The sequence below is a fragment of the Capilliphycus salinus ALCB114379 genome (assembly GCF_047276495.1).
GTDB classification, from domain to species: domain Bacteria; phylum Cyanobacteriota; class Cyanobacteriia; order Cyanobacteriales; family Microcoleaceae; genus Capilliphycus; species Capilliphycus salinus.
Map to the genome: position 1 here is coordinate 3,469,786 of NZ_CP178543.1, position 26,949 is coordinate 3,496,734.

The 26,949-nt window shown below is 41.1% G+C and carries 16 protein-coding genes; 10 read left to right on the top strand and 6 right to left on the bottom strand.

The window, feature by feature from the left end:
* Window positions 1-332 precede the first annotated feature (332 nt).
* Window positions 333-665, top strand: coding sequence for a hypothetical protein (locus ACL6C3_RS14430; RefSeq protein ID WP_413167895.1), 333 nt, complete (start codon window positions 333-335; stop codon window positions 663-665).
* Here ACL6C3_RS14430 and ACL6C3_RS14435 read toward each other — a convergent pair.
* Both ACL6C3_RS14435 and ACL6C3_RS14440 read right to left on the bottom strand, forming a co-directional pair.
* Window positions 648-1,931, bottom strand: a complete 1,284-nt coding sequence (locus ACL6C3_RS14435) for an alpha/beta hydrolase (protein ID WP_413167896.1) — start codon at window positions 1,929-1,931, stop codon at window positions 648-650. The two genes, ACL6C3_RS14430 and ACL6C3_RS14435, sit on opposite strands and share 18 nt — an antisense overlap.
* A gap of 24 nt (window positions 1,932-1,955) precedes the next feature.
* Window positions 1,956-2,411 (bottom strand): hypothetical protein, encoded by a 456-nt coding sequence (locus tag ACL6C3_RS14440; protein WP_413167897.1) that lies wholly within the window; start codon window positions 2,409-2,411, stop codon window positions 1,956-1,958.
* A 356-nt stretch (window positions 2,412-2,767) separates the two neighbouring features.
* Between ACL6C3_RS14440 and ACL6C3_RS14445 the strand changes: the two genes are divergently transcribed.
* On the top strand, window positions 2,768-4,063 hold the full coding sequence (locus ACL6C3_RS14445) for a phthiocerol/phthiodiolone dimycocerosyl transferase family protein (protein WP_413167898.1): 1,296 nt from the start codon (window positions 2,768-2,770) through the stop codon (window positions 4,061-4,063).
* A gap of 61 nt (window positions 4,064-4,124) precedes the next feature.
* On the opposite strand, the gene ACL6C3_RS14450 is transcribed toward ACL6C3_RS14445, so the two are convergent.
* Window positions 4,125-4,307 (bottom strand): hypothetical protein, encoded by a 183-nt coding sequence (locus tag ACL6C3_RS14450; RefSeq protein ID WP_413167899.1) that lies wholly within the window; start codon window positions 4,305-4,307, stop codon window positions 4,125-4,127.
* Between the two features lie 243 nt (window positions 4,308-4,550).
* A complete protein-coding gene (locus ACL6C3_RS14455; RefSeq protein WP_413167900.1) occupies window positions 4,551-6,764 on the bottom strand; it encodes a transporter substrate-binding domain-containing protein in 2,214 nt (737 codons plus the stop codon).
* 1,078 nt (window positions 6,765-7,842) lie between these two features.
* Between ACL6C3_RS14455 and ACL6C3_RS14460 the strand changes: the two genes are divergently transcribed.
* The 7 genes from ACL6C3_RS14460 to ACL6C3_RS14490 all read left to right on the top strand — a co-directional run bounded on the left by ACL6C3_RS14460 (window position 7,843) and on the right by ACL6C3_RS14490 (window position 23,464).
* Window positions 7,843-11,838, top strand: a complete 3,996-nt coding sequence (locus ACL6C3_RS14460) for a hypothetical protein (RefSeq protein WP_413167901.1) — start codon at window positions 7,843-7,845, stop codon at window positions 11,836-11,838.
* A 52-nt stretch (window positions 11,839-11,890) separates the two neighbouring features.
* Entirely contained in the window at window positions 11,891-12,091 is a 201-nt protein-coding gene (locus ACL6C3_RS14465) for a hypothetical protein (RefSeq protein ID WP_413167902.1), read from the top strand.
* Between the two features lie 46 nt (window positions 12,092-12,137).
* Entirely contained in the window at window positions 12,138-14,576 is a 2,439-nt protein-coding gene (locus tag ACL6C3_RS14470) for a tail fiber domain-containing protein (protein ID WP_413167903.1), read from the top strand.
* A 168-nt stretch (window positions 14,577-14,744) separates the two neighbouring features.
* A complete protein-coding gene (locus tag ACL6C3_RS14475; RefSeq protein WP_413167904.1) occupies window positions 14,745-16,571 on the top strand; it encodes an anthrax toxin-like adenylyl cyclase domain-containing protein in 1,827 nt (608 codons plus the stop codon).
* A gap of 58 nt (window positions 16,572-16,629) precedes the next feature.
* Window positions 16,630-21,015 carry a DUF6603 domain-containing protein gene (locus ACL6C3_RS14480; protein WP_413167905.1) on the top strand — a complete coding sequence of 1,462 codons (4,386 nt, stop codon included), beginning with the start codon at window positions 16,630-16,632 and terminating at the stop codon, window positions 21,013-21,015.
* A gap of 23 nt (window positions 21,016-21,038) precedes the next feature.
* Entirely contained in the window at window positions 21,039-23,177 is a 2,139-nt protein-coding gene (locus tag ACL6C3_RS14485; RefSeq protein ID WP_413167907.1) for a hypothetical protein, read from the top strand.
* Window positions 23,178-23,287: 110 nt separating this feature from the next.
* Entirely contained in the window at window positions 23,288-23,464 is a 177-nt protein-coding gene (locus ACL6C3_RS14490; RefSeq protein WP_413167908.1) for a hypothetical protein, read from the top strand.
* A gap of 129 nt (window positions 23,465-23,593) precedes the next feature.
* Here ACL6C3_RS14490 and ACL6C3_RS14495 read toward each other — a convergent pair whose 3' ends face one another.
* Together ACL6C3_RS14495 and ACL6C3_RS14500 are read right to left on the bottom strand one after the other, a co-directional pair.
* Window positions 23,594-24,970: a WD40 repeat domain-containing protein gene (locus ACL6C3_RS14495; RefSeq protein WP_413167909.1), complete on the bottom strand. Its 1,377-nt coding sequence runs from the start codon at window positions 24,968-24,970 to the stop codon at window positions 23,594-23,596.
* Window positions 24,971-25,012: 42 nt separating this feature from the next.
* Window positions 25,013-26,311: a hypothetical protein gene (locus ACL6C3_RS14500; protein WP_413167910.1), complete on the bottom strand. Its 1,299-nt coding sequence runs from the start codon at window positions 26,309-26,311 to the stop codon at window positions 25,013-25,015.
* A 234-nt stretch (window positions 26,312-26,545) separates the two neighbouring features.
* On the opposite strand from ACL6C3_RS14500, the gene ACL6C3_RS14505 reads away from it, so the two are divergent.
* A complete protein-coding gene (locus ACL6C3_RS14505) occupies window positions 26,546-26,932 on the top strand; it encodes a DUF4087 domain-containing protein (protein WP_413167911.1) in 387 nt (128 codons plus the stop codon).
* The last annotated feature ends 17 nt before the right edge of the window (window positions 26,933-26,949 follow it).

Sequence of the window (26,949 nt, forward strand, 5' to 3'; positions counted from 1 at the left end):
TTTTCTTTCGGAGCTTCTAAAAAATCTCGAATTCCCGAAAAAAACTAGGGCAAGTTCAGAAACCCATACAAAAGGAGAATGCTTTCTTGTTGTCGGTGTGGGTTGTTATACCGATCCAATTTGTCTATTTAAAAATTATTTAAGCGCACATAAATATGCAAACAAGTTTAACTTTGGGGAACCGTTTTTAGAAACAAAAAAATATCAAAATTGGCAAAAAAAAGCGCTTGACTTGAGTTAATATTGATGAGATTGTTATGACTGTTACGAAGCACGCTGAATTTTTGGGTCAAGGAAAAACTCACTTTTTCTAATTGGGAAGATAGGCAACAATGCAAAAGTTACCCCTAACATTTTTAGGAACGACGTTTATAGCTTTGGCAACTTTCGGTACAGCCCCAGCTAGGGCTGCCCTACTAAATTTCAACTTTACAACTGAAAGTGGCTCAACGGGTTCTTTTATTTTGGATACGGACACTGCTTCCGATCCCGACCCGGCAATCGGTGTTACCGCTGATGGAACTACGGTTGAAATCGGGTTAGCCTATCCGAATGCTGTTTCTGACTTTTCGCTTGCAACAACAGGTACGGTTTTGAGTCGGCAGGTTGAAGGAGGAACCCCCCCGCTTCTAGCCGTGGGGAGGATATCAGAAAAACACGGTTAATTGTTCTGCCGCTGCCAGGAGCAGGGTATACGCGATCGCCACTCCTGCGGTAAAGGAATAGTAAAAGCGACGGGTTTTGCCCCAGTAGGATTGCTTCCAGGACAGGATGGCAAAAACTAGCATCCCGATCGACACCCCGGCAATGCCAATGGGAAGGAAATAAATCCAGGCATAGCGGCGATCGATGCCTATTAAAAGCTGCTCAAAGCCATAGTCGCCATGCCCAGATAACAGCGTTGCGCCCATTGCCAACCCCTGAGCCAGAATCCAGCCCAGACTGAGGACTGACAGCAGCACACCCAGCCAAGATGCCCAGCGTGCGCCCACCGGAACCGGAGCCGAAGGTTTGCCACTGCTTCTCCGGCGCAGCGATGCCACCCACATCATCCCCAGCCAGACCACCGGAAACAGGATTAACACCAACAGCAGCACCACCCGCCGAAGAATCGCCTGCCAGCTTAAATCGAAGAACGATTGTCCGAGCCAGCGGGTTCGCGGCGCAATCAGGGTATTTTTCTGGGTGATAAACTGCACCTTTTGCTCGTTGACACAGGCAGTGTTTGGAGCCTGGTTAGGATTTGCCAGAAACTCTGCCATGATCGAGTTAGCGCAGGGAGTCCTGATCGCTCCATGCCCATTAGCGGGAAACTCAACAAAGAAATGATTTTTCAAGCCTTTCGCCACCGATTGCCCAAAAATGGGCGGTGTAATTGGGTCAAAGTGACCATTCAGCAGTAATGCTGGAGTATCGCTAATTACGGGTTTGCGGGCGGATGGGTCAAGGACGGGAACATCCCACACTTTACATTTATCGACTTCTGATTTCAGTTGCTTGTTGCCCCAATCCTGAGCAAAGGCAGGCAACCCCTTGACCTCCAAAGCGCCCGTATATGGAACATCTTCAGAACATTTCACAGAAAAGTAAGTTCCCTGGGTAGTCCCCCCTCCTGTCAGCATCGACAGGTAGAGAAGCGGCGCTACCAAGGTAAAGTTACCCTCATTTGCCTGGTCAATCAGGGCAGGCAGCACAAAGGGCGCACCGCTACTATAGGCCATCTGAAACAGGACAGAAGTAAAGTCATCGGCAGTGACCTTGAAGGTCTTGATTTGCCCCTTGGTGTTGACGAATTTAACGGACCCTGGTGTTTGCTTCAGGCGATCGTGGGCGGCGATAAAGGTGCCTTTGACATCGGGATAGAGGGCGTTACAGTCGGGATCGGCAGCACAGGCGGCATCCACCTGCGTAAGCAGTCGATCCAGAATCACACCGAAACGGCTAATGGCTGTAAATTACGGACATCGGTAACGCACGAAGCCGGGGTTGCCATTGGTTATATCTGTTAGAGACTTGCGATCGTCGGAAAGCCGGAAATACCTGTTGGAAAGCCAAGTCTGTCCTTCGCCGGACAACTCAACGGTCAACTCCAGGTCAAATTTGCCATGAGTAACGATCTCGCTAATGGGACCTGAACTTTCATAGAACTCGATACGGTCTGGACTCATGAAAAGCTGTCCTTGAGATCCACGAGAACCGCAGCTTTCCAAATTGTCGCTCCATTCCCCTTGAAATTGAGCCGGGACGACCCGTTGCCGCTCCGTTGCCGTTGCGATGCCAGTCGCAAGCATAAAAGCAAGTATAAACGATCCGATCGCCTGATGAATTCCTGAATCTTGGGGCTTGGAATTGTTCGTTATCCGTGCGATGTAATCGGCATCAATTATTTGCGAAAAACCTCGTAATTTCATAATTCTCACTGTCGTGTAAATTTTGGGCGGGTTTTGTTCTGTTAAGAATCTAGTCTAGTTTGGCTCAAATTTTATTAATTTTCAATTGGAATTGAATTGGGTTATTGATTTATTGTTTAACTTCGGGTTTAAACTCCAGGAAAGTAGGGGTTATGTTGCATCAAACAAGGAGTTGGCAACAGAACCTTTCTTTAAGTCAACTTTAACTTGCCCTTGCCTCCTCAATATAGTTTCAAAAATATGGAGTAATAAGGGGACAATTCATGTGTTAACGTAACGTTTTTTATCAAAGCTTAATATTTTCGCTTTTTCATGTTAATTGTTAAATGGAGATTCGGGAAAGAATTATTAAGTTTATGAATAATAACAGGGTACTTTCAGGAACCGAACAGGCAATGGAGCTATTGAACCGTCAAAATGGTTCATTTAACATAGTCACAATCGCCCGAATAAAAGGGAAAATTAGCGAAGAATTCTTAAGGAAAGCGTTAGAAGGAGTTCAAAGGATTCATCCTTTACTAAATTGTCGAATTATTGAAACGCCGAACGATCTCGAATTTACAACTGACGGAACCGAAAAAATTCCTTTGTCTGTAGTTTACCCTAGCCAAAAAGAAAATTGGCAAGATGTTGTTAGAGAAGAATTAAACAAGACGATTGATAGCAATAAAGTTCTGGTTAGGTGTATCCTTTACAGCAACTCGGAAATAGATAGCTATTTAATCACAACCATACACCACGCCATAGCGGATGGCTTATCTTCTCTAAACTTGCAGTCACAAATTTTGAACTTTTATAAAATAATAGCCTCTGGAAATTCCATCAATGCTGATTGCTTATCTCCCCTTCCATTTTTGGATGAATTATTACCCAAATGGATGCAAGGAAATAAAGGAGTCAGCAAGGGAAAATGGTTTTTGTTAAAATTAAAATTAAAAATGCTATTCCATAAACCGGAACAATTAAAGCCAGAAAAGACCGTCCCACGAGAATCGCGCAGTTGCGGCATGACTCATAAATACTTGGAAAAAGAGTTAACCCAAAAATTGGTTGAGCTTTGTCGGCAAGAAAAAACAACGGTACAGGGCGCTTTATGCGCCGCAATGTTACTTGCAGTAACCAATAAAATTAGAATGGGAAGCCCCAGAAAAATTAACGCTTATTGTGGCTCATATATCGATTTACGCAGGCGTTTGGAACCCCTCATTAGCAACAAAGATATGGGCATTATAACTTCATCGATCACTTCGCTGCATCAAATCAAGCCCCAGATGTCCTTTTGGGATTTATCGAGAGATGTTTCTAAAAAGATAGAATTGGGTTTGAAGAGAAAAGATATATTCAAGCCCGTAATGATATTCAAAAGAATTATTGAATACTATATTGAACATCCCGATTTATCTTTTTTGACCGTTTCAGTTACCAATGTCGGTCGGGTTAATATTCCCGCTCTCTATGGAGGTTTAGAAATAGAAGAAATAAGTTTTGTTCCGTCCAACACTATTTTTGGTAAAGTATTTACAGTTGCGGTTGCAACATTTAAAGAAAAAATGCTTCTTAATTTTATAGCATCCAAACCTTCAGTTAGTCAGGATACAATAGAGATGTTGGCGAATAGTGTTATCGATTGCCTTGAAGAAGTTTGTCAATAAAAAGTGATAATAGCTGTCACGAAAAAGACTATTTGATAGCCCGCTTTCCGTTTAGAACAACCTACCCAAACGGTTTACCCCACCATTTCCAACACTCCTTAAGAGTGATAGGAATTCTTTGGACTAAGTAGGATAAAAATATTGCCCGAGTATAAACCTGTTTCAAGTCATCCAAACGAGCCGAAAAATCTTGGGAAGCTCGACGTTCTATAGCGATTTGTTCTCCTCCCTCGTACTCCTGCAAGGGTTAATTTTTGTAAGGGCGATTGTTGAACGAGGGCAGAAGGCAGAAGGCAGAGGGCAGAGGGATCGTGCGCGTGGGGGATTCCGACCCACCACTAAACGCAAACCACCTCGCACGAAGTTTTTGGTGGGGGTCTTAAACCCAAAAGTAAGAAGGTAGAAAATAAATCAAACCTTCTGCCATCTGCCATCTGCCCTCTGCCTTCAAGGGCGAAGCCCGATAAACCACCCCAACTCAGTAAAATTAAGCAAAAGGAACGGAGAATACATTACCGCCCTCGGTATAAGGCAGGATAGCCTCGAACTGAATACCCGGGAAGTTTCGCTCTGTCATCTCGCTGTAATTCCCCACTGCTGAAATTGCATTTAAAGCAAAATCATTCGACAAACCGAGACTTTCTCCCACATTTCCTTCTACTCCCAAAAATCGGCGAATAACCGGGTCCGAACTCTCAAGTTCAGCCGTCACATTTTCCGAAGTTAAACCCAGTTCTAACGCTTCCGTAACCGCATAAGTTACCCCAGAAACTACATCTTTCCACTCGGATTGATTCTCATCCACAACCATTGCTAAAGGTTCCTCTCCCAAGACTTCTGGAAGCGGTCGAGACAGGCTTCTAAGTTCGGGAGGTAAGGTGAGAATACTGGAAACAATTAAACTACCATCTCCCGTTATCGCATCTAATTCCCCATTGATATAACTGTCAAATAGGGTCTGGAAATTATCCAAAGCCACGACTTCCGCATTAATACCCAAAGAGTCAAGTTTTTCACGCAACCGAGTCTCAGAAGTTGTACCCGCACTGACACCAATTCGACGACCTTCAAGCTGTTCAAAAGAGGTAATTCCGCTATCACTTCGGGTGTCTACAAATTGAGCATCATAAACATTAATCGGCGCAAAATCTACCCCCAACAACGCATCCCGTCTGAGGTTGTGAGTTGCGTTCCGACTGGTGACATCAACAACACCATTAGCAACATCACTAAAGCGCTGAGAACCCGTTGTTTGAATCACAAATTCAACCGCATTGGGGTCGCCAAATAAAGAAGCCGCCAGCACCCGACCGAAATCAACATCAAACCCGGTTAAATTACCATTTTCCTCCGCAAAACCCAATCCTTGGGCATCATTCCTCACCCCAACTCGCACAAAACCCCGGTCTAAAACTTCCTGCAAAACATTACGATTGTCGTTATCAACCAACGGCACAGTCACTTTATCGCTACCGGAAAAAGGAGGATAATAAACCAGACCTCTTTCCTCAACAAACATCAATTCATTGAGATTTCGAGGCAGCGCAGTTTCATCAAAATTCCGATTATAAATTTCTTCGTAATTCCCAACTTGTTGAATGATATTCAGCGCAAAATCATTATCAACTCCCAGAGATTCTCCCAAGTTCCCTTGCACGCCCAAAAAGCGTTTGATGTCGCTATTTCCATCCAGAAATTCATTTACATTCTGAGAAGTAATCCCGAAGAATTCCGCTTGAATGGGAGCGTTAACCACCCAACGCACCACATCGGCAAATTCGGACTCATTTTCGGGTACAATAAAAGCCAACGGTTCTTTGCCAATATTCTCCTCTAAAATGACTTGATTTCCCGGATTAGATAACGTGGGAATGCGATTGCTAAGAACGCCGCGATTAATGGAAACTGCCCCAATTTGCCCCGCATCATAAGCGGCAAATAAGGCATCTTGAGAGGAAAATGTTTGGATATTTAAGGTAATTCCGGCACGTTGGGCGGCATCTTCTAAATTTTGTTGAGAACGGGTTCCTGTTAATACGCCGATTGTGGTTTCTTGCAACTGTTCAACCGAATTAATTCCGCTATCGCCCCGCACCAAAACCCCTTGAGTATCGAAGAAAACTGTAGGGGAAAAATCTACTCCCAAAGTGGCATCGCGGAGAACGGAATGAGTGGGCAAAGTGGCGGCAATATCGACGGTTCCACTGGCAACGCTGTTAAAATCTTCGCCCGCTTCAACCACTACAAATTCTACAGCATTGGGGTTATCAAATAAAGCTGTAGCTAATGCGCGACTGTAATCAATTCCAATCCCGGTAAAAGAACCGTCGGCTTCTTGGTTGCTAAAGCCAATGGCATCATCGTTAACAGCAACCCGCAGAAAGCCCCGGTCTAAAATCTCTTGAAGTTGGGAACCTTCTCGCGTCTCACTGCCAACAGACGCCCGATTTTCTGAGGCTCCAAACAAAGCATAATGTTCAAAACCCGTCGCAAAATTACCGTTAGTAACAGCCTCGGTTACATCGGGGTGAAAGTCGAGATAAAACTGTTCGTTAAAGGGAATTTGTGGGGTTCTACCTTCGTTGAAACCAAACTTTACCCAGTGTTCAAAGCCGCTTCCTAACCGTCCGTCGGCAACGGCTTCGGCAACGTCGGAATGTTGTTGGAGATAGGTGTTTTCGTCAAAGTTGAGGGTAGTCATAATTGGGTTAATTTTCTAAATGAATGCACGAAACAGTTTGACTGCAATGCGCCAGGTAAAACGCCCGGAGCGTGGGCAATCAAAAATTAGTGTGTTGATGTAGAGCCTGAATGAAACGTTTGGCGAGAAAACTTGATACCACTTCTCCGTGAAGATGCGCTTAGTACAGTATTGTTAACATAAACCCCATAACCGATGAGGGACAACTGTTAACCGCTTTTTGACGGATAAATGTATGAGCTTTTCTGGCGATTTGTTCACTACAAATTAACTTAGCATTCCTTTCTTCAAAAAAGTATCCGTGAGACTACGGAATTAAGTTAGTTTATATCTCCGTGTTTTTACGGAGTTGTCAAATTGACAGTTTGGGATGTACAGAGATAGGACTCGCGCACTGGTATATTGACCGCATATTTTACCGAAAAGATGACAAACTCAGCCTAGTAAAACAGGAAATAGTTTGACTAAAATCGGAGAACCGCTATCGATAAAAATCATCTTGATACTTCGCCAAAACTTGGAACTTATATCTGCAAACCCATTCGTTTTTGATACACCTGAGCGCTAAGGTTAGATAATTCCTATAAATTCAGCGACTTGGGAAAAATTCCGATGGGCGCTTTGGAGTTGGGAGGGTTCAATCAAATTCAGGAGCCGAGGAACGTTGGAAACTTTAAAAAAATATCCAGTTGAGATACCAGCGATTACTTTTTCAACAAATGTCGCTCACAAATGCGACTGTTAAAAATTTGATGCCGTTGTTAAGCTGGTGTTGAAAGATTGCAGTTTTCAGTTTCACCCAATCGGTATGAAGCATTTTACGACAAAGTTTTTGAGGGTTAGCCCGTTTATTTTTACGCTGTTGCGGAATTTTATCTCAATGGCACGCTACTGTAAACCTTAAGTAATATAAGTGTCACACGAATAAGTGAGTTGTCAATAAACCTGAGTGGCTCTAAATTAGGATTAATGCTGAAGTTTTTTACTCACTGGAGTTTAGACAACTCTCCGACAAGGAGTTGTTCTCTAGTTCATTTCAAAGGAACTAGCATTTTTGTCATAGTCTGATAAAAATAATATGAATAAATTGTTATTGATTCCTATACATCTTGATGCCTTACATCTCAAATACGGAACGAGCGTGGCAGAAGCAATGGTGGAATTTAATCGTCTTCCCTACTTCAGCGGAAAGCGGGATGTAAATCCTGATACTGTTAACTTGAGCGAATCTATCGTTTCTCAGCCCTTTCAAAATAAAAACCTTTATCTAAAACCAGGAATTCACCTCCATTGGGCGTTACCGGATGCACTGACTAAAGAAAGTGACAATGGTATTTTTCCTGCTGTTCCTAATCGTTGGCTGGTCACTCGTCGTGACAAGGACGGGACTGAAAATTGGATTATTGAAAGTGATTATCTGTATCCGCCAAGTGCCGGGTTTCAGGAGGATAGCGTCACCTATCCTTATCAAGATGCAACGAATCAAGATTTACCACGATTCCGCTATCTGGGACGAAAACTGACTTTAGCAGAATGGAAGAATAAACAACAAGAAAAAAACTCAAATGCCAAGTACCTGGAACGTTTAACTGCGGTAGGTTATGGTGAACCAACTTTTGCCGCGTTTTATCCGAATTGTCGGAGTGTGTTTGGTTTTCACGATTCCAAATACGATGATACTACTGCTTTACCCGATGGTCTCCAATACGATGTTATTGGCTGGTATAGTGACCCCGAAAAGAACTATTTTAGTGAATTTATTAAAGACTTAAAAACAAGCTTCAAAGAGGATTTTCCCACAGAAGAACTCACTTCTGAAGTTTTCATTAATGCAATTAAAGAAGAATTCAAGTGGAAATTGGATTGGGGAAATGAGACCTTTACTGCCGATAGTGAAGCCCCCCAGATTATCTGTTATTCTCGGTTAACCTTCAAGCCACCTGAAGGCTACTCAGGACAACCTCCCTTAGAAAAAGCGAATATTAGCCTAGCCGTTGCGAATACAGGAACAGAGGCATTATCGGCTTATCTAGCTGAAACCATTGATAAATCTAAAAAAGCTATCATTGAGGAACAATTAGAAGCCCTACAGTTTGCAGAAAACTTAGAAAATCAAAAATTAGATACGGTCGCAAAATTTCAGGAAATTCGCCACGAAGCTGGATTTAACGCAGTTTCCGGAGGATTTTTGTGGAAAATTCGGTTGGAAACACAGCAATCTAATTCAGAAAATAATACTAATTCGCAAACGAAACTTGATTTACCCCTAAATATTACATTTCAACTCAATACTCTCAACCAGAAACAGCAAGAATATGATTCGGCTTTAGCTGATATTAATTTCGGGCGCAGACAACTTTTTTCTGACTGGTACAAATATATGGTTTCTACCTATCCTCCGGAAGATAGTTGGGATGACTATCCCGATATTGATGAAGTAAAATACTATATTCAAAAAAAAGGACTTGAACCTTTACAAGACAAGTTAAATGCAACCGGAAAATTGAATTTATTTCAAGACGATACCGGAAATTTGAGTGGTGCATCAGGTTCTGATTATTCTCTATCATCTGAACTAGCAGGGGAAATTAATAGTTTAATTACTGTCATCAATACCCATCATAAAAAGCTTGAAAATGAATATAATAAGCTTGATAAAAAGGAAAGAGAAAAATTACCTTATCCTCAAAAATATAGTTTAGAAATCGTTGGCAGCCCTCGTTACTGGGAAGCCAAAGAACCGGTTGTTTTAATGGTAGGAGAAGATGTAAAAGCAAGTCAACGGCATGGTCAAGATGGTCGTTTGAGTGAGGATGGGTTACTTGAATGTCAAATAATAGCCAATCAAACGATTAAAGGTTTAATTCAAGAAAATTTTCAGACTATTTTTGATAAGATTAATGAACTTGAACCTCAAGAAAATCAAGAACGTACTGGCTTTAGTATTTGGAAAAGTCAACCTTGGAATCCTATTCTATTGGAATGGTTGGTTGAGTTATTTACGGTAGCTGATGGAAGCAACAAAACTTCTACTAATCGCAAATATAGCAGTGATTTTCTGACCAAAAATTATTCCCTTGAGACAAACGATGTAGATTTATCGCCCAAATCTGCTCAATCTGTTGTCGATGATACAGCAAATAATCGCATTAAAACTGACCAAGATTCTAATATTTACAGCGGCTTTAGTATTTTAACTCCTTACGCTAATTCTTTGTTGCAAAAGCGGATTGAAGAGTATTTAGATAAACATGGCGATCATGGGGAAGCAACCATTACTAATCCTGTTGTTACAACAGCTAAAAATGCTAAAAAACTACTACAAAAACTCAATTGTTTATCTCAAGCCCTCGGTGGATTTAATCAGGCTTTGCTAATGCACAAACAAACCTTGCAACTAGCAATTGAAGATCCGATTGGTTTTGCAGATTACCAAAAGTTTACAGACGAAGTTGAAGCAGCAGTCGCAGGTGAAATCAAAAGTGCGCCCCAACCTTTAGATGATTTTAGTCCGATTCGTTCTGGGGAAATGCGGATTATTGACTTGCAATTAGTTGATACTTTTGGACAAGTTAGAAATCTGCATTGGAAGGTTGATTTAGAAGAATATGTGATTAAGCCGGAGAGTATGAAAGCCAAGGAGAATAATCGCATTACCTTTCCCCCTCGCTTTGTTCAACCTTGTCGGATTAATTTCCGTTGGTTATCAGCAAATAACCGAGATAATCGAGAAACGAATGATGCTCCAAATACAACTCCAATTTGTGGGTGGATACTTCCTAATAACTTAAATGGTAGCTTGATGATTTACGATAATGAAGGTCAAGCTTTGGGGTCTATTAATATCAATGGAGAATGGGATAATGCGCCGGGAAACAGTCCGCTACCTACCACAATAATAGATGGGCAAGAAGTTCCCAATATATCGAATACCCATTTGCATAAAATGGTAAAAACTATAATTACTTTGGGAAGAGATTTTGTCAAAAACTTTAATCTTTGTCTGAACAATGCTCTCAATAATATCGATCCAGAAAATTTTGCTCAGAACCAAAGTTTAGCATTACTGATGGGTCGTCCCATCGCCCTAGTACGAACATCAGTAAATCTAGAGTTGCAAGGACAACCCGCTATTAACCAAGATTGGCATATTTTTCGTCAAGAAATGCAGCAAATGCGATCGCTTGAGGAAAGAGATACTAATGACTTAACTGAGATTAAGGTTCCAATTCGGATTGGAGAATATCGACAACTCAATGATGGGGTGATTGGTTATTGGAAAGAACGGATCATAGCCGGAGAAGACTATGAGTATGAAAATAATATTTTTTATGCTCAACAAAGCGATCTTAATGAATCTGAAAAGATTGAAACTCAATTTATAGATCCGGATACAAATCCAGAAGTAGCAGAAGGTGCAATTAATATTATTCAATCTATTAGTAGTCCTCACCAAACTTTAACCATGTTAGTCGATCCGCGAGGAGTCTTTCATGCAACATCGGGGATTTTGCCTGGTAAAGTGATTAATATTCCTCCTGAACATTATACTGAGGCATTGGCTAATATTAAGGTGACATTCCTAACGTCTCCTATTTTGACAGAACAAACTAACCAAGGTAGTCTCAATCTTCCTTTACCAACAGTTCCCGATTCTGATTGGGTTTGGTTGGAGAAAAAAGGAAGGGAAAATTGGTCAGAAATTTTGACGACTCCAGCGATTGAAAAAATGGCTTTCATCCAATCTTATTCTGAGAATAAATTAGAAATAAATCCAGAACCAGAAAAAGTTTGGGAAGAGTTATTCAATCAAAACTGGCTAAAAGCTTTTACTGAAAATGAACAATCCCGGAACCAAGCTAAAATTGTATCCAAAGACAACAGACAAATTCTTACAGGAGATTTGGTAAAATTGGAGGATCTGATTAACAAGATATTGGATTTACAGGAAGTCAGTATTAACTCAGTGTCTTCTCAAGCCACTTTTTCTGGCTCTCAAGAAATCCGAGAGGGCTGGTTAGTTTTAAGTAAAAATCCAGATTCAGGAGGAACACAGACAGAACTACCTTCATAAAGCTGATTGACTTTTTGTTGACATCTATCATTAAAAGAACTAAACTAAACTCATGGAACAAATCACTATTAATTTGACACTTGAAGAACTCAATAAAATCCTAGAGTCTCTGGGAGAGCGTCCCTACGTCGAAGTTTTTCAATTAATCAATAAAATTCAAGCTCAGGCTGAGGCTCAGTTACAAGCGAAGAAAATGCGAGAGCAAGAATTAAATCAACAACTCAATCAGCCTGAAATAAGGCTTGAAAAATAACTTGATTATCGATTCATTCACTTAATTACAATTAAAGGATTCTCAAATGACAAGTTCAAATGGTAACGCTACAACTTTAACTGCTGTCCGTCCCGATATTTTTCAGATTTTCTTACAGGATGAGGACGGACAAAATATCCTCAGTATTGATGACGGTGCATTGAGGCAGTCGCTACGAATTGAGATTGTTAATACTTCTGGGAAAAGTATAGAATTTCAGTCAGTTGATAATCAAGCTACTCTGGAAAACTATCATTTTTGTATCTCATTCAGACCTGGCACGTTATTATTGACTGAAGACGAAGACAAACAAATTACTCTGAAAGAAAAAGACAAAGGTTGGCAGATGCAGCAGCAGGATAGTAGGTTTTATCTGTTGCTAAATAGTGCTGATTCTAGAGTGATTGAAAATGGCGAAAGGATTACTCTAACTCTCGAAAATATTGGTGCCGCACCGGGGGGCGGTTCACGGGGAACACGAGTAGAAATTAAATATAATTATCTTCAGTATCAAGGTTCTAATGAAAAAATTAGTGGAAATCGTTTACAATATCTCAACATTGTTAATCAGCGGGGTAAAAAACAAATTCCGCTCTATGTAGGATTTTTGGGTTCTAATACAATTCTCAATGATGGTAGCGAAAATGAATTAACTCTAACAATTCAAAGCTTGCCCAATCCAAGTGCTTCATTGACTTTTTTAGAATCTCCTGAAATAACAGAAACGAATACAACAAGATGGGAGGAAGATATTGTTCAGTTTCTTCAAGAGAAAATTTCTAACTTTGGTGCAGTTCTCAAGGAATTAGAACAAGACACAAGCTACAGAGATCAAACTAGAAATTTTTTCGGTAATTTGGATTCATTGATCGAGTCAAATCCCTCGGAAAAATCTCTTTCTTTCAAGCTGTTAAAGGAAGAAGTAGATCAATTTAATTTACAAGAGAATGACAAAAGTGAAATTGCTACAATTATAATTAATAGTTTGGGTATCGTCTCACAGGATGACCTCAATTCCATCGCAACAAAGCTGGGAGAATTATTATCTTTTGATAATCTAACTCAAATACAAGAAGTAATACAACAGTCAACAACCTTACAAGTAATTAAATCTGAATTGAATCAGAACGGATCATTAGGGTTCAAGGGACTTGATAGTGAAAGCACTTTCGATCAAGCTGCTAAGTTCACGATCTCTTTTGATGTTGCAATTACAGAGAATGATGCAAAACACTGGGCTTTAGTTGAGAAAACAGATGCAGATAATCTCCACCTAATTATTGAGCAGGGTCAACAACATTGGGTTTTTGGAGGGAAAGAAGAACAAGGAATAACCCCAAGGTGGAATTTTATTTGTAAACAGGGATGGTCGCTGCAAAAGGAAAATCGCGAAGAAATTTTAAGACTCAAGATTAGCAATCTGAAAACTAAACTCCTTTCTGGTTATGCCAATCTTTATGTTCATTATGAGAATATTCCCGGATACTGGGATGGATATATTACCGTCCCCATTCATAAAGGTCCTCTGGTATATCGGGAGAAAACCTCTGGTAATAATAAGGTTGGTTGTGTAGGAATTGGCACTGATGAACCAGAAGCCAAGCTTCATGTGAAATCTTCTACTGGGGTTGATGGTTTGAAAGTACAGGGAAATACAGCGATCGCAGGTAAACTCTCTATTACTAATGCTATACAGCCAAGTGTTGGCAATTCAGAAAATAACGGAATAATGTTCCCGAAAGATCCATTTGGAGGAAGTGGTGACAAAGCTTGGATTCGTTATTATCGACGTGGAAGTAGTGGAGAAAATACGGTCTTTGAAATTGGAACAGCTAATGATGCTGGAGATCATATTGCGCTTATTCCTAACAACGGTAATGTTGGCATCGGCACAAATACGCCCACCCAGAAACTAACTGTAAGTGAAGGTCACGTTCAAATTGATACTAACAGAGTTATGGGACTTAATCCCAACGACAAGTTTACCTATGACGGGAAAAGCATGAGCCACTACAGCATTGGCTGGTTCAGCGACTCCTGGTTTCAATGGGGAGCAACCAGTTGGATTTCAGGCTACGGAGGGTTCAAATTTTTTACAAACGGCTCGCCAAAGTTAACGATAGATTACCACGGCAACATTCGGTACACTACCAGTCTGGCAAAATCTTCCTCTAGAGAGATAAAAGACAATATTGTTGATCTGTCCATCAAAGAAGCGTTTGCCACATTAAACGGACTGAACCCAGTTAAATACACCCTAAAAGCAGATGAGCAAAAACAGCCACAGCTTGGTTTCATTGCCGAGGCAGTTCCTGACATAATTTCATCTCAAGACAGAAAAGCAATCAATCCCGACAATATTATCACCGTGCTTACTTGCGTCGTCAAAGAACAACAACAGACAATATTAGCATTAGTGGAAAAAGTAAACGCTTTAGAGGAATTAATAGATAAATCTGTTTTCCATGCCAAGCATAATGAGTAATGGAAAGAGTAATGGAAAAACAAAAGCGATCGCTGTTACAACAGTTCCTATTTCAAGAAGAGATCGGTGATGAATAGAACGGGCGATCGCATATCTTCAATTAATATCGCTCTCTGATAATTACCTGCTAATTCAAGATTAAAACTCTACTTTAGGATAACAAAAAAAATGACGAGTAAGTGGGAATTGAAAAGCCACGGTATTTGGCAAAAGAAAAATCAGCAAGTAATCCAACCTACACCTACTGAACCCGATCCAAAATTGGTTGAGGAAGGTTTTCCGAAAAAGGTATCAGAGGCGTTTCAAAAGGCCGCAGATCAGCTAAACTGTGTGATCTGGAGCCGAGTACCTGGTAAAGCCTGCACGACGCTGATCGACGAAGGCTATAACCTAAAGCCTTTTTATGTTCATGGGAAATCCTGTAATTGGGGGCCGATGGCGGGGTTTGTCTGTCAACTGCCTGTCTTGAATAAGGCAGGTACTAGCAAGATGGCTTACAATCTTAAACAACATATAAATTCTTTGGAATGGTTAGAAAAAATACAGAAGAGGGAAAAGGAACAGGATAAAGTTGCCGACTCTCTTTTTCTCCCACTTTTGATATCGGATAAACGCAAGCAAGAACTTATTACCGATGGATTTCTGCCGAATCACAAAATCATTGACAATAATTTGATATGCGGTATCGCACAAGATAAAGATAAAACAGTTGCGGTCGAATACTTGATGAAGAAAAGAACCAATGGTTCTAACTTGTGGGATATCTATCATAGAAATATTTACATTAAGGACGAAAAAAAATCTATCAGCTACCTGCAAGAAAACGGAAATCAGTTCTCGATTGATCGGGAGGATGCAAATCAAAGAAACGTCGAAATTTTAGCATCCTACAACAAAGTAATTAAAGAATCTATAATCCCCGCGAATATAGAAGCAAATAAAATAACTCAAATCAATCAAGAATTACATCGAGAATTACAACGCCTCGGCATTATTCCTGCAACAAATAAACCCTTGGATAATTTTTATGCTGTTAATGGCATTCAGAGTCCATACCTGGCATACAGAGACGAAAAAAACCTTTACAAAAATGCAGTATCAGGTGACTACGATTTGTTTGCAGTCTGGCCGTTTACACCCAACGCCTCATTCGAGATGACCACTCGCATTTCAGAGATCGAGTCTGAACAATCAGAATCCGATCAAAGTCAAAATCTTTTTATATCGGTTGAAACGAAAAAAAATGCGGTGGAGATCACCAAGTCTAGAAACGTGTTTATTGAATTCATTGGAACTTATCAGGAACTCGACGGGAAGGAAGATCCTGAAATTGGCAACATAAATGATCTCGTGTTTTTCACTGCTCAGACGCTCAATTCGTTAGTCCAGGCTACCTACAAGAGTGCGCCAGATCAAGGGCAATTTCCTAATCGGGCTTTTCATAGTGACGAAGGTGGGCGACCTGGGGTGAATGATATAGATTATCCGATCGCCTTCTTCATGCCCAAATCGCTATGGAAGGATTTAAAGGGGCAGGATGTAAAACAAAAAAACATATTAAAAAATACTGCGTTTGTGGTCGAGAGCCACGTTGTATTTCTTTCTCTGATCAAATTGCTGAGAAGGCGGTTCTACGTTTTTCTTCACGATGGGTGGGTCATGCACTTGATGTGTTTAGCTGCTGGAAAGAAACAAATGGAAAGTCTTGTAAATAGAATAGATTTGCCAAAGGAGGGAAAAAAATATTTTGAAGCTCGAAACAAGGAGATAGATGGATTGGGTGATTCCTTAAAAGATATACAGTTGTTATTACAAGAACTACTAACTTCGACTTCTCTTCCAGAGTCAGCAACAGCATCCAATCCAACTCCAGAATCCAAGGCTTTTCAAGACGCGATTGACAATTTCATTGCATTTGCCACTTATGCAAAATTCCCCCGTGCTGCCGATCGAAAAGGGCTGATCTTACCTTTAGAGATCAAAATACCTCAATAGTCTCAATCTATTTGAAGTCTAAGCAAACTATAAATGTAAGCGAGGGAAGTCACATCCGATGACAACAAACCTAAGTTCAGCACCATCTATCGTTCTCAATCAAGACAATCTCAGCGAGGCTTGCCTTGATGACCTCCAAAAGTATTTCTGGACTCGAAATATCGAGCTTTTTGAGCCAGAACAAGATGAAAACGATCCGCGAATTCACCGAGGTACAGGAACGTTACTTAACGTTAGCTGCCATATCGAAGCCTTACTCAATGCAGATCGCTCTTTACTGATTCTCTGTGCTAAACCGGATGAGGATTGGAACTTCGGAACCTGCTTTCCCCTGATGCCGGGAGAATCGGAAACAGGTAATTCCGTGGGAACTTTTTTACTTCGATTCATCACAATCCAAGACCCGATTTGGATCTACATATATTCGGCTTCAGAAATAGATGAACAGACATTACAAACAGAACTAGACAAACTGCTCTTTTGGAATCAGTGGTCAGATCAAAAAAATCCAGCTTTAGTAACCAAAAATGGATTGTATATGTGGGGTGGATTGCCCAACAATCTGCCGGAATTGCAAGAACTCACGGATTTTATTGAGATAGATCTATCAACGTTTATCTTGCGGGCGAGTCTCACTTTTCCAGACGGTTTTCCGATACTGACGCTGCAACTTCCTTTGGGAGAAGATGGATGTAAATTTGGGCCTGGCAGACTAAAACAAGCAGCGATTGAGCTTTGCTCACCCTTATATTTTTCACCTAATAATTCGCGGATTAGTCTTATAGGTGCTTTAGATCTCAATGATAGTCAACAAATCGCTATCAACATTGATTTTCCGCTAGATAACGATCTAATTACTGCAACCGGAACCTATAGTGATAATAACATCCCATTTGTTAACTCTTCCGAGCTTTCGGATTTGCCTTCGCTTCAACCGCAAGGGGCAGTCACATTAGAACTTCAATTTTCCAAGCGTGAAAAAAGCCTCGAAGAAGTTAGCTTTTCTATTGACTTAGAAAATTGGACTCTGATTGACAATATTTTGACTTTACAGAGACTTTCTTTTGCATTTTCTGTCTTTGATCCGTTAGGCAGCAAAATGGTAATAGCATCCATTGCCGCTCAAGCATCCCTTGGCAAAGAAAATCAAATTAATCTCCTCTGTGGCGGATATTATCCCAGTAATCAGTTTGATTTTAGCCTTGACTCACAAACTCCACTAAAGATCGCAGATTTAGTTGAAGATCTAGGAGCGCAGTCTGATGGCATACCCGATCTTGAAATTAACGATCTGAGCGCCGAATTCAACCTTAATAGTAAGGATTTTGCAACAAGGGTTGATGTTTCTGGAGTCTGGGAAATTATCAACAATGTTGAGTTGAATGATCTTCGCTTCAAGATTTATGGACGAGTTGCCTATAGTTGTGAAATAGCAGCCGAATTTTTTATTGCTGGTGTAACGCTTAACCTCGAAGCCTATTACAACGGTGAAGGTTGGCAATTTAATGGCAGCACAGGATACGGACAAGAAATTCCCATTGGCAACTTAATAGAAGATCTTGCTAACTTATTTGGTGAAGTTCCCCTACCCACAGCCATAGAAGAACTCACCATTCAAAATCTGGGTATCTCCTTCAACACCCAAACCAAAGATTTTACCTTCACCTGTGAATCCAAATTCCCGGTTGATAGCCAAGAAGTTGATATTACCGTCACCATTGAAATTACCCGTCAAGAAAACAATTCGTTCACCAAGAAGTTTGGCGGCTACATTATTATTGGCGACTTACAATTTAACCTCATCTTTAGCAAAGACAATACCGCCAAAACCTTCCTCGCCACTTATAATAACCCCAATAGAGATTCCCTTAAAATAAAAACCCTCGTCGAAGCAGTTTCTGACGATATTGCCACCTATATCCCCGCCACCCTAGAAATTACTCTCCAAGATGCCTTATTTATCTATAGCAAAAACCAGACCAAATCTAACTTCATCTTCGCACTCAACCTCAGTTCCCAAATTAACCTCTCCAACCTCCCCCTAGTGGGTAAACAATTCCCCCCAGAACAAAGCGTAGGTGTTGATGAATTACAATTTCTCATCGCCTCCCAAAACCTTAACTTTGACCAAGCAGACAACTTTAACAACCTCATTCCCGACAACATCACCAAACTTCCCCTACAACCCACCGGAAACAACGCAAGCGTAACAGTTGTCAAAAAAGGTTTAAACGTATCGGCAAACCTACAAGTCGGCAACACAAGCCAAATTCTTGCCTTACCCATCGCGCCTGACAGTCAACCGACAACCCCAACCCGAACCCCCTCCGACACTCCCGTAACCACTCCTCCCCCAACTCCCGTAACCGACAACACCCAATGGTATCCCCTCAAAAAACATTTGGGAACTCTATACTTTGCTAGAATTGGCATCCAATACAAAGATGCAGTCCTCTGGTTTCTCCTCGATGCTTCCATTTCCGCAGCCGGACTCACCTTAAACCTTGAGGGGTTATCTGTTGGTTCACCCATTAAAAAATTCGAGCCAAAATTCAATCTCCGGGGTATTGGCATCGAATACGAAAGCAAAGGAAACATTTCTATTGAAGGAGCATTTCTCAAAACTACAATTAATGGAAAAGACGATTACTCTGGTGCCGTAATTGTTAAAACTAAAACCTTTACTATATCCGCTATTGGTTCCTACACCACAACTGACGAAGGTCATCCCTCCCTCTTCATCTATGGCATTCTCGACAAACCTATTGGGGGTCCCCCCTTCTTCTTCGTCACAGGACTCGCCCTCGGTTTCGCCTACAACCGCAGTTTAACCTTACCTACCCTCGACCAAATCCCCCAATTCCCCCTCGTTAAAGCAGCTTTAAATGGCGCGAAAGCCAATCGAGAAGGATTAATTGCCATTCAGCGAGAACTACAACCCTACATTCCCCCGAAAGTTGGGCGTGTTACGCTAGCTGTCGGGATTAAGTTTACTTCCTTTAAGATCATCGAATCATTTGTGCTTCTGGTTGCCAGTTTTGGCGATCGCTTTTCCCTAGAATTACTGGGTATCTCAACTCTCATTTCTCCATCCACCCTGCCGCCAAACAAACCCCCTTTAGCCCAAGTCCGTTTTGCTATCCTCGCTCGTTTTGTTCCCTCCGAAGGTACACTCAAAGTTGAGGGAAAAATCCTACCCGATTCTTATTTATTTGATCGCAACTGCCGACTCAGTGGTGGATTTGCTTTTTACAGTTGGTTTTCTGGGGAACATCAAGGAGACTTTGTACTCACAGTTGGCGGCTACCATCCCCGTTTCCAAATTCCCCCTCACTACCCCAGAGTTGCTCCCATTGCCCTCAATTGGCGCATTAGTAACAACTTAAGTGTTAAAGGGAGTCTTTATTTTGCCCTCACCGCCTCAGCAATTATGGCAGGAGGGCGACTGGAAGCGGTTTGGCAGTCCGGCAGTATAAAGGCATGGTTTATTGCCAACGCCCATTTTATCGTCGCTTGGCAGCCCTATTTTTACGATGCTCGGATTGGTGTTAATCTTGGGGCATCCTACACATTCAAGATATTCCGTTGGCGTAAAACCATTTCTATAGAAGTGGGAGCCGACCTGCATATTTGGGGACCCAAATTCTCAGGAACAGCTAGGATTAAGCTTGCTATTGTTTCCTTTACTGTTCGCTTCGGCGATCGCTCTCGGAAGAAACCGAAGCCGATTAATTGGTCACAGTTTAAGCAGTCTTTCTTACCTGCTAAAGAAGAAGTTTGTACCGTTGGGGTTGAGAGTGGACTCATCGGCAAAATAGGCGAAGGTCAATCCGAAATTTTTATTGTTAATCCCAAAGAATTTACTTTGACCACTGGCTCTGTCATTCCGATTAAAAGTGATTCCGAAAATCAGAAAATTGGCATCGCACCAATGGCTGTTAACAGTAGTCAATTTGAGAAATCGGAATATATTATTGCAATTTCTCAGGGGACAGAAGACATAACCGATAAATTTGAACATCTTCCCATTTATAAAAACGTGCCTACAGGATTGTGGGGAGAATCCAATAGCAACAATCCCAATCGGGAAAGATTTATTAATGATGTATTATCTGGATATAAGATTAAGCCTGCCAATCCTCCGATTCCTGGCGAAACTCTAGAGATTCCCCGAAAAAATCTAGCTTATGATACAGAATCAGTAGATAATGCCTATCAATGGGAGTCATTTTCTCCGTTTTCCAAAAGTGAAGAAACAGATGAAGATACAAGAGAAAGAAATATTGGTGAAAGTATCAATTCTGAAGCGGTCACAAACGCAAGGAATCGCTTGCTCCAAAGCTTAGGGTTATCGGATACCGATATTGATTTAGAAGAATTTAAAACAGACAAGGGAATAGAGCAAGCATTTATTATTGCTCCTCGACTTCAAGAAACAATGTAGTCCTTTTACTTTTAATTAAAACTATGAGTGGTAAAGTTACTGATACAACAGCCAAGGGGCAAATCCAATTTATTCAAAGTCATCAAACACCTTTAGATGCTGGAGAATATCAAATTGAGATAGAGCAAACTGTCAAAATTGATAATATTGATGAAACATTTGCCTCTAATCTTACTTTTGTTGTTCAAGGAAATCGCTTTGAGTTCAAACCCGAAGAAATTCATGCTGTTTTCCCCCCGGCAGGTAGCTTCGGCGACCATTCTCATGTCCTCCCGTACATTGCCCTGAAAAGTAGCACCTTACCTTGGGAAAGATTAGCACAATCAGGAAACCAAAATGCTCCTTGGTTAGCCCTAATTGTTATCCATGAAGAAGAAAAACTCTTAATAACTACTCAGAAAGAAACGATTTTAGAAACGACTTTTTCTGATTCTCAAAACCAAGAGCTTACCCGAGAGCAAAAAGAACAATTATGGCAGCACCTTTTATCTGGTAGTGTGGGCTGGATAGAGTTAATAGATAACGAAGCAATTATCGTTGATAAAAGTGAGAGAAAGTCAGAAAACCTTGGGGGTAAATTTGCCGAAATAGAAGAGCAAGTCGAAGCAATTTTAGCTCGCTCTGGAAATCCTAAAATCATTAACCTAAAAAAATTACAGCAACCTACTACAGGTACTATAAAATGGCCCGGTGTAACCTTAGAAACTGGGCAACAGGAAGACGATCAAGTATCCGTTATTGATGTATCCAAAAAGCTACTCTCAGAGATATTGCCCACAACAAAAGATTTGGAATACTTGGCTCACGTTCGTCAAGTTACCGGAGATACAGAAAATAGTGAACCTTTATCCTTAGTTATTAGCAATCGACTGCCCAAAAAAGAGGGAATTAGCACGGCTTATTTAGTTTCCTTAGAAAATCGATATAACGATAATGATGAATTTAACGATCAAAATGCCACAGATGATGATTATATTCGTCTAGTTGTTCTAAAAAGTTGGAGCTTCTCCTGTACTGAACCCGAACAAAATTTTACGGGATTGCTTAAAAATATCAACAAAGATACCCTAAAACTGCCAACAGAAAATAGTTCTGAAGCGGACCAATATCTGAAAAAAGGATATCTTCCCTTTCCCCATTATCTCCGACAGGGTGGCAAAACCGTTTCTTGGTATCATAGCCCTCTAATACCAGGAGAAAATCCGACAAATTTATCACTTTCTCAACTTTCTGTTCGCAGTGCAGACCAACTTATTGCCTATAATAAAAACACTGGTTTATTTGATATCTCCTATGCAGCAGCTTGGCAACTCGGTCAACTATTAGCCCTGCAAGATAAGCAATTTGCCATTCGCCTTTTTAACTGGAAACGTACCAATGCCCAAAAACTAGCCCAAAATAATCAACAGGCACTTTTTCCCCATCTCTTCCCTGAACAAGATAGTAACTCTACTGATAATGATTTTCCTGAAGATATAAAAACCCGGTTTCAGCAACTAGGATTGTTATCTGGTATTCCCTTTAACTACTTAGTCCCCGATGAACGAATGTTACCTACAGAATCAATCCGTTTCTTCTGGTTAGATTGGCTTTGGGTAGAATCTCTGCTGGATGGTGCATTTAGTATTGGTAGAGTGCAAGACTCAGACTTACAACAGGATAGTAATAATAATCCTCTAACGGGTGAAGTAAAGCAAATCACGGGTTTCTTAATGCGCTCAGAAGTCGTTTCAGGTTGGCCCGATTTACAAATCGATGGCTCCGAATCTTCCATAAATGGGGATTTACCAATGGTCGAGGATCAGAAATTAAAAATTTTACGTCGCGATCGCATTTCAGAAGACGTATTAATTTGTCTGTTTGATGGAGAGATTAAGACAGTTGATATCTCCCTCAAACCTGAAGGGCTTCATTTCGGTTTTAATAATGATGATGCTAACAATCTATGGCGAGAGTTAAGAAAGCTAGATGGAACAGAAATGAGCGAGTGGAAAGTTACAGCTATTCCTCGGAAAGATCAAAGCATGAAGGTAGTTAATATTGAGAATTTAGTCGGTGAAATTAAGAATGAATTGAAAAACAAAAACGAGATAGATGACCCGGCCCCCTTTTACCTCGGCTCAATTTGCCTTGCAGATGGTTCAAGGAGCAGAGAAAGTTAGATTTATAGCAAGCAACTGACTGGGGATTTGATTTGAAAATTTAACAAATAGTCTGAACCCCAGTAATAAAATAGCTGTGTTCTGCACGCATTTTACAACCGGGAGAAGCGGTGAGAATACAGCCTTTGAGTCCGGTGATGCTATCGAATCGGGGCGGGGTGATTAGTCTCTGCGAGAAACCCCAACCCAATCAATCGAAAGGTAGACGGGTTGACCGGGTTCAATACAGTCCAAAAGAAGCCGAACAACAGGGAATTCCCGTGAGATTCTTGTACCGGGATCGTTAACAATGGCGCTCGGGGATTATTTCCCCTTGTTGGATTTCGTTCAACCTAGAGCTTGGTATCGGTTAACCCGCTTTTGGACTTGAGAAAGTGACGGGACTATTAATTAGTCGAGAGGGGTTGGGGGAGAGGTCAACGCAACCCCTTCAACTCCTCATCGGTCAACGGATTTTCACCTTTTTTCAGAGACTCTATCCAACCTTTTCGCTGTGCTTTATCCTCCTCATCATTCGTCCATTGAACATACACTTCAAAATCCTTAATCGCCCCCTCAAAATCACCCGTTAACGCCCTGGCAACACCCCGACTATTGATAAAAGTTTCATTTTTAGGCGCAAGTTTAACGGCATTTTCACAAGCCAACATCACCTTCGACCCTTGTTTATTCAGGCTACCTTCCCAACACAGTTGATTCCAATACCAAGCATCTATTTTTAAATCAGCATCTATTTTTTGAGCGTTTTCAAACTGTGCGATCGCTTCATCTATTTTACCATTTTCTGCTAAATTACTTCCTTCTAACAACGAAGCAATAGCATTGGCTTTATTCTCCGGGTTAAACGTTAAACTGGGGTCAAATTCTAACGCCGCTTGAAACGCTAAAATCGCTTCATCAACTTCATCACTCCATGCGAACCACTCTCCACTTCTGACTAAACTCGCTGCGGCTAAATTTAAACTGAAGTTGGGGTCAAGTTTGACCGCTTGTTTAAACTGATCAACCGCTTCATCAATATTACCCTGTCTTGCCAACTGTTCGCCCTGCAAAAACCAAGCCGTTGCCGAAGCTTCTACCCCACAAAGACGGCGTTCTTCTTCGGTGACATTAGGGTTATTTTTCAGGTAGTCACTCACCACTGTACAACCTTCTGCGATCAGGTCATCGAGATCATCAACCGTCCACAACAACACCGTCTTGTCAGAACCGGCAGTTGCAATCATTTCCCCGTCTCTGCTAAATGCCACACCGTAGACACTACTCTCATGCCCCTCCAAAGTCTTCACCAAAGTGCCATCTAGATCCCACAGTTTCACCGTGTTGTCATCACTCGCAGTTGCAATCATATCCCCGTCTCTGCTGAATGCCACACTGTAGACATAACTCCCATGTCCGCTAATGCTATTCTGCTCTTGGGCTTGATCGAGAACTTCGTGAAAGACTGACATCACGGTTCCCTCTGTATTCACTTCTGACCATAGAGAAGTCGGTACTTTTTTTAGGTCTTGGCTTGCTTTCAGTGCTGTGATTATTGATTGGAGTCCTTGACCGGAGGCGAGTAATTCCTTTGCATTCGCACTGTTGAAGTGAATTTCTGCTAACTTGAGATTGTCATCCGCTTTTTTAATAGATAAAACTGCGATCAGTGAAGATAAACCCAATATTCCTATCGTAATCAAAGAAATCAGAGAAGCGCGTTTTTTGGCTTTCGTTAAAACATCATTGGCCTGTTTTTCTGCGGCTAATTTCGCCTGAATTTCTTGTTTATCTAGTTGTTCACTGGCTGCCAAAAACTGATCATCTTGGTCGCTAATGATTATTTATAGTTGGAATTAGGAATCCCAACTCGCCCCATAAGCTGGAATTTTTAGATCCAAACACGCCTTGACGACCGCCCGAGTAATCGGAGGATTAGAAACACAAAATACCGCTTGGGCGCGAAATTCGTGGCACGTTTTAACCGCCAGTTCGCCGACATTCGGTCTGCCCAATTTTCCGGTATCATAAAGTTGAATCTGGGGATATCTGGAAACTAATGACCAAATCCTTTTACCATAGGTTTCTCGATGATTATTCCCAATCCACAGAACATAAACTTTATGTTTGTTTCCAAGTAAATAAGGTAAAACCGGCGCAATTCCCGCTCCCGTTGCTACGACAACGACCCGTGAATAAGCATTAATTGAAAACATAAAACCCGGAGGCTTCACCCGGCGAACCCAAAGAGATTTGGGAAAAGATCCGGCTTGAACTCTTTTAATTAAGTTTCCCGTCCAATCTCCAGACACTCCAATAATAAGCTGTATTTGGGGTTGATTTGTTGTCCAATTAAATGTTTTTCCAGCCACAGAAAAAGAATGCCATTCGACAAAATCCGTACTAATTCGCGCAAAGGTTCCAACATCAGCTTTACCCGCAACGGTCAATACAGCCACCTTGGGAGACGGACAATCTATTGTAAACTCTTTAAATTTTTGTACGGTTAACCAAGGCAATGATATACTAAAGATTATCAAGACAAGCATCCAGAAAACCGGATCGGTAAAAATTTGATTCGGAGAAATCGTTTGATTGGGATTGACAGTCAACCCCGATAATAAATAAAAAATCAGGAGAGCCAGACAACTCCATCCGACATAGCGGTGAATTTTCTCAAAACTATTATGAAAACGTTCTCGGAATGGTGGCGTTGCGGTTATAATTATAATTAGTAATAAGGCGGTTAACAAAGAAGCCGTTGTTAAAATCAGCCAATTTGTAGAACTGTTAAACTGTTGGTAAAGGTCAAGACTCAGCCAAATCAAACTCCAAGTTGCTGCCGAAGCGTGAACTCCACCAATATAATGAACGCTCGTATTAATATAATATTTGGCAAACTTTAAACGTTTTGAAAGTTCAACGGCTAAACGATAGAGACCATGTAAAATGAGTTCATTCCTGACCAAGACAGCCAGACAAAGATTTCCCATTGTCAAGGTAGTGTTTGGGGATTTATTGTAGAGAGTACATAACAGCAGAATATTGAAAATCGAAAGAACAACCCACCAGAAATGGTGCGGATTAAAACTTGGGTTAGCCAACCGAACTTGAGTCAGAATTTTGTGAGGAATGTAGGAGTAAACTTCACTCATAATCTACTTTCTTGAAGTCAACTGTTGTCAGGGTTAACAAATAATCTTGATTCCCCTTTTGACAAACTCGTTCAATCATAAAAGTAAACCTCCGAAATGTCCCCATCGTCAAGTTGAGTCTTTAACTGACCTTTGGGTGGGGAGAAAACCTATCCTTTTGGCTAGGTACAAGCTAAACTATTAATTAATTCAACTTCTGAGAGTGGAAACAGTAATTTTTCCGGGAATAAAGGAATGAAAATTCAGAAAATTATCCGGCTTATACCTGCAATTGTGTCTTGTTTTTCTCTAAATAGTTTTCCGGCTGATGCGCTCGAAACTCGCTGTGGTTGGTTAACAAATCCCACACCTGCCAATTGTTATTTAAAAGACACTGATGGCAGTTGGACTCTTTCGGTTCAAGGGGGATATCAGGCAAGCGGAAAGGTGTTCGGCCGATACCGCATCCGTAATGACTCCCCGAAGAACATCCCTCACAAGTGTCTGGAGTTTAGACCCTTTATTGATTTTAGTACCGATCCCATCGTTGCAGGTGCGATCGCCGGAACGAATACAACTATTGTCACGGGAGAAGGAGATTCTGACCGGGGTCAAATTTGCTATACCGTTAATATCATTTAATCCCAAACGCTCTGACC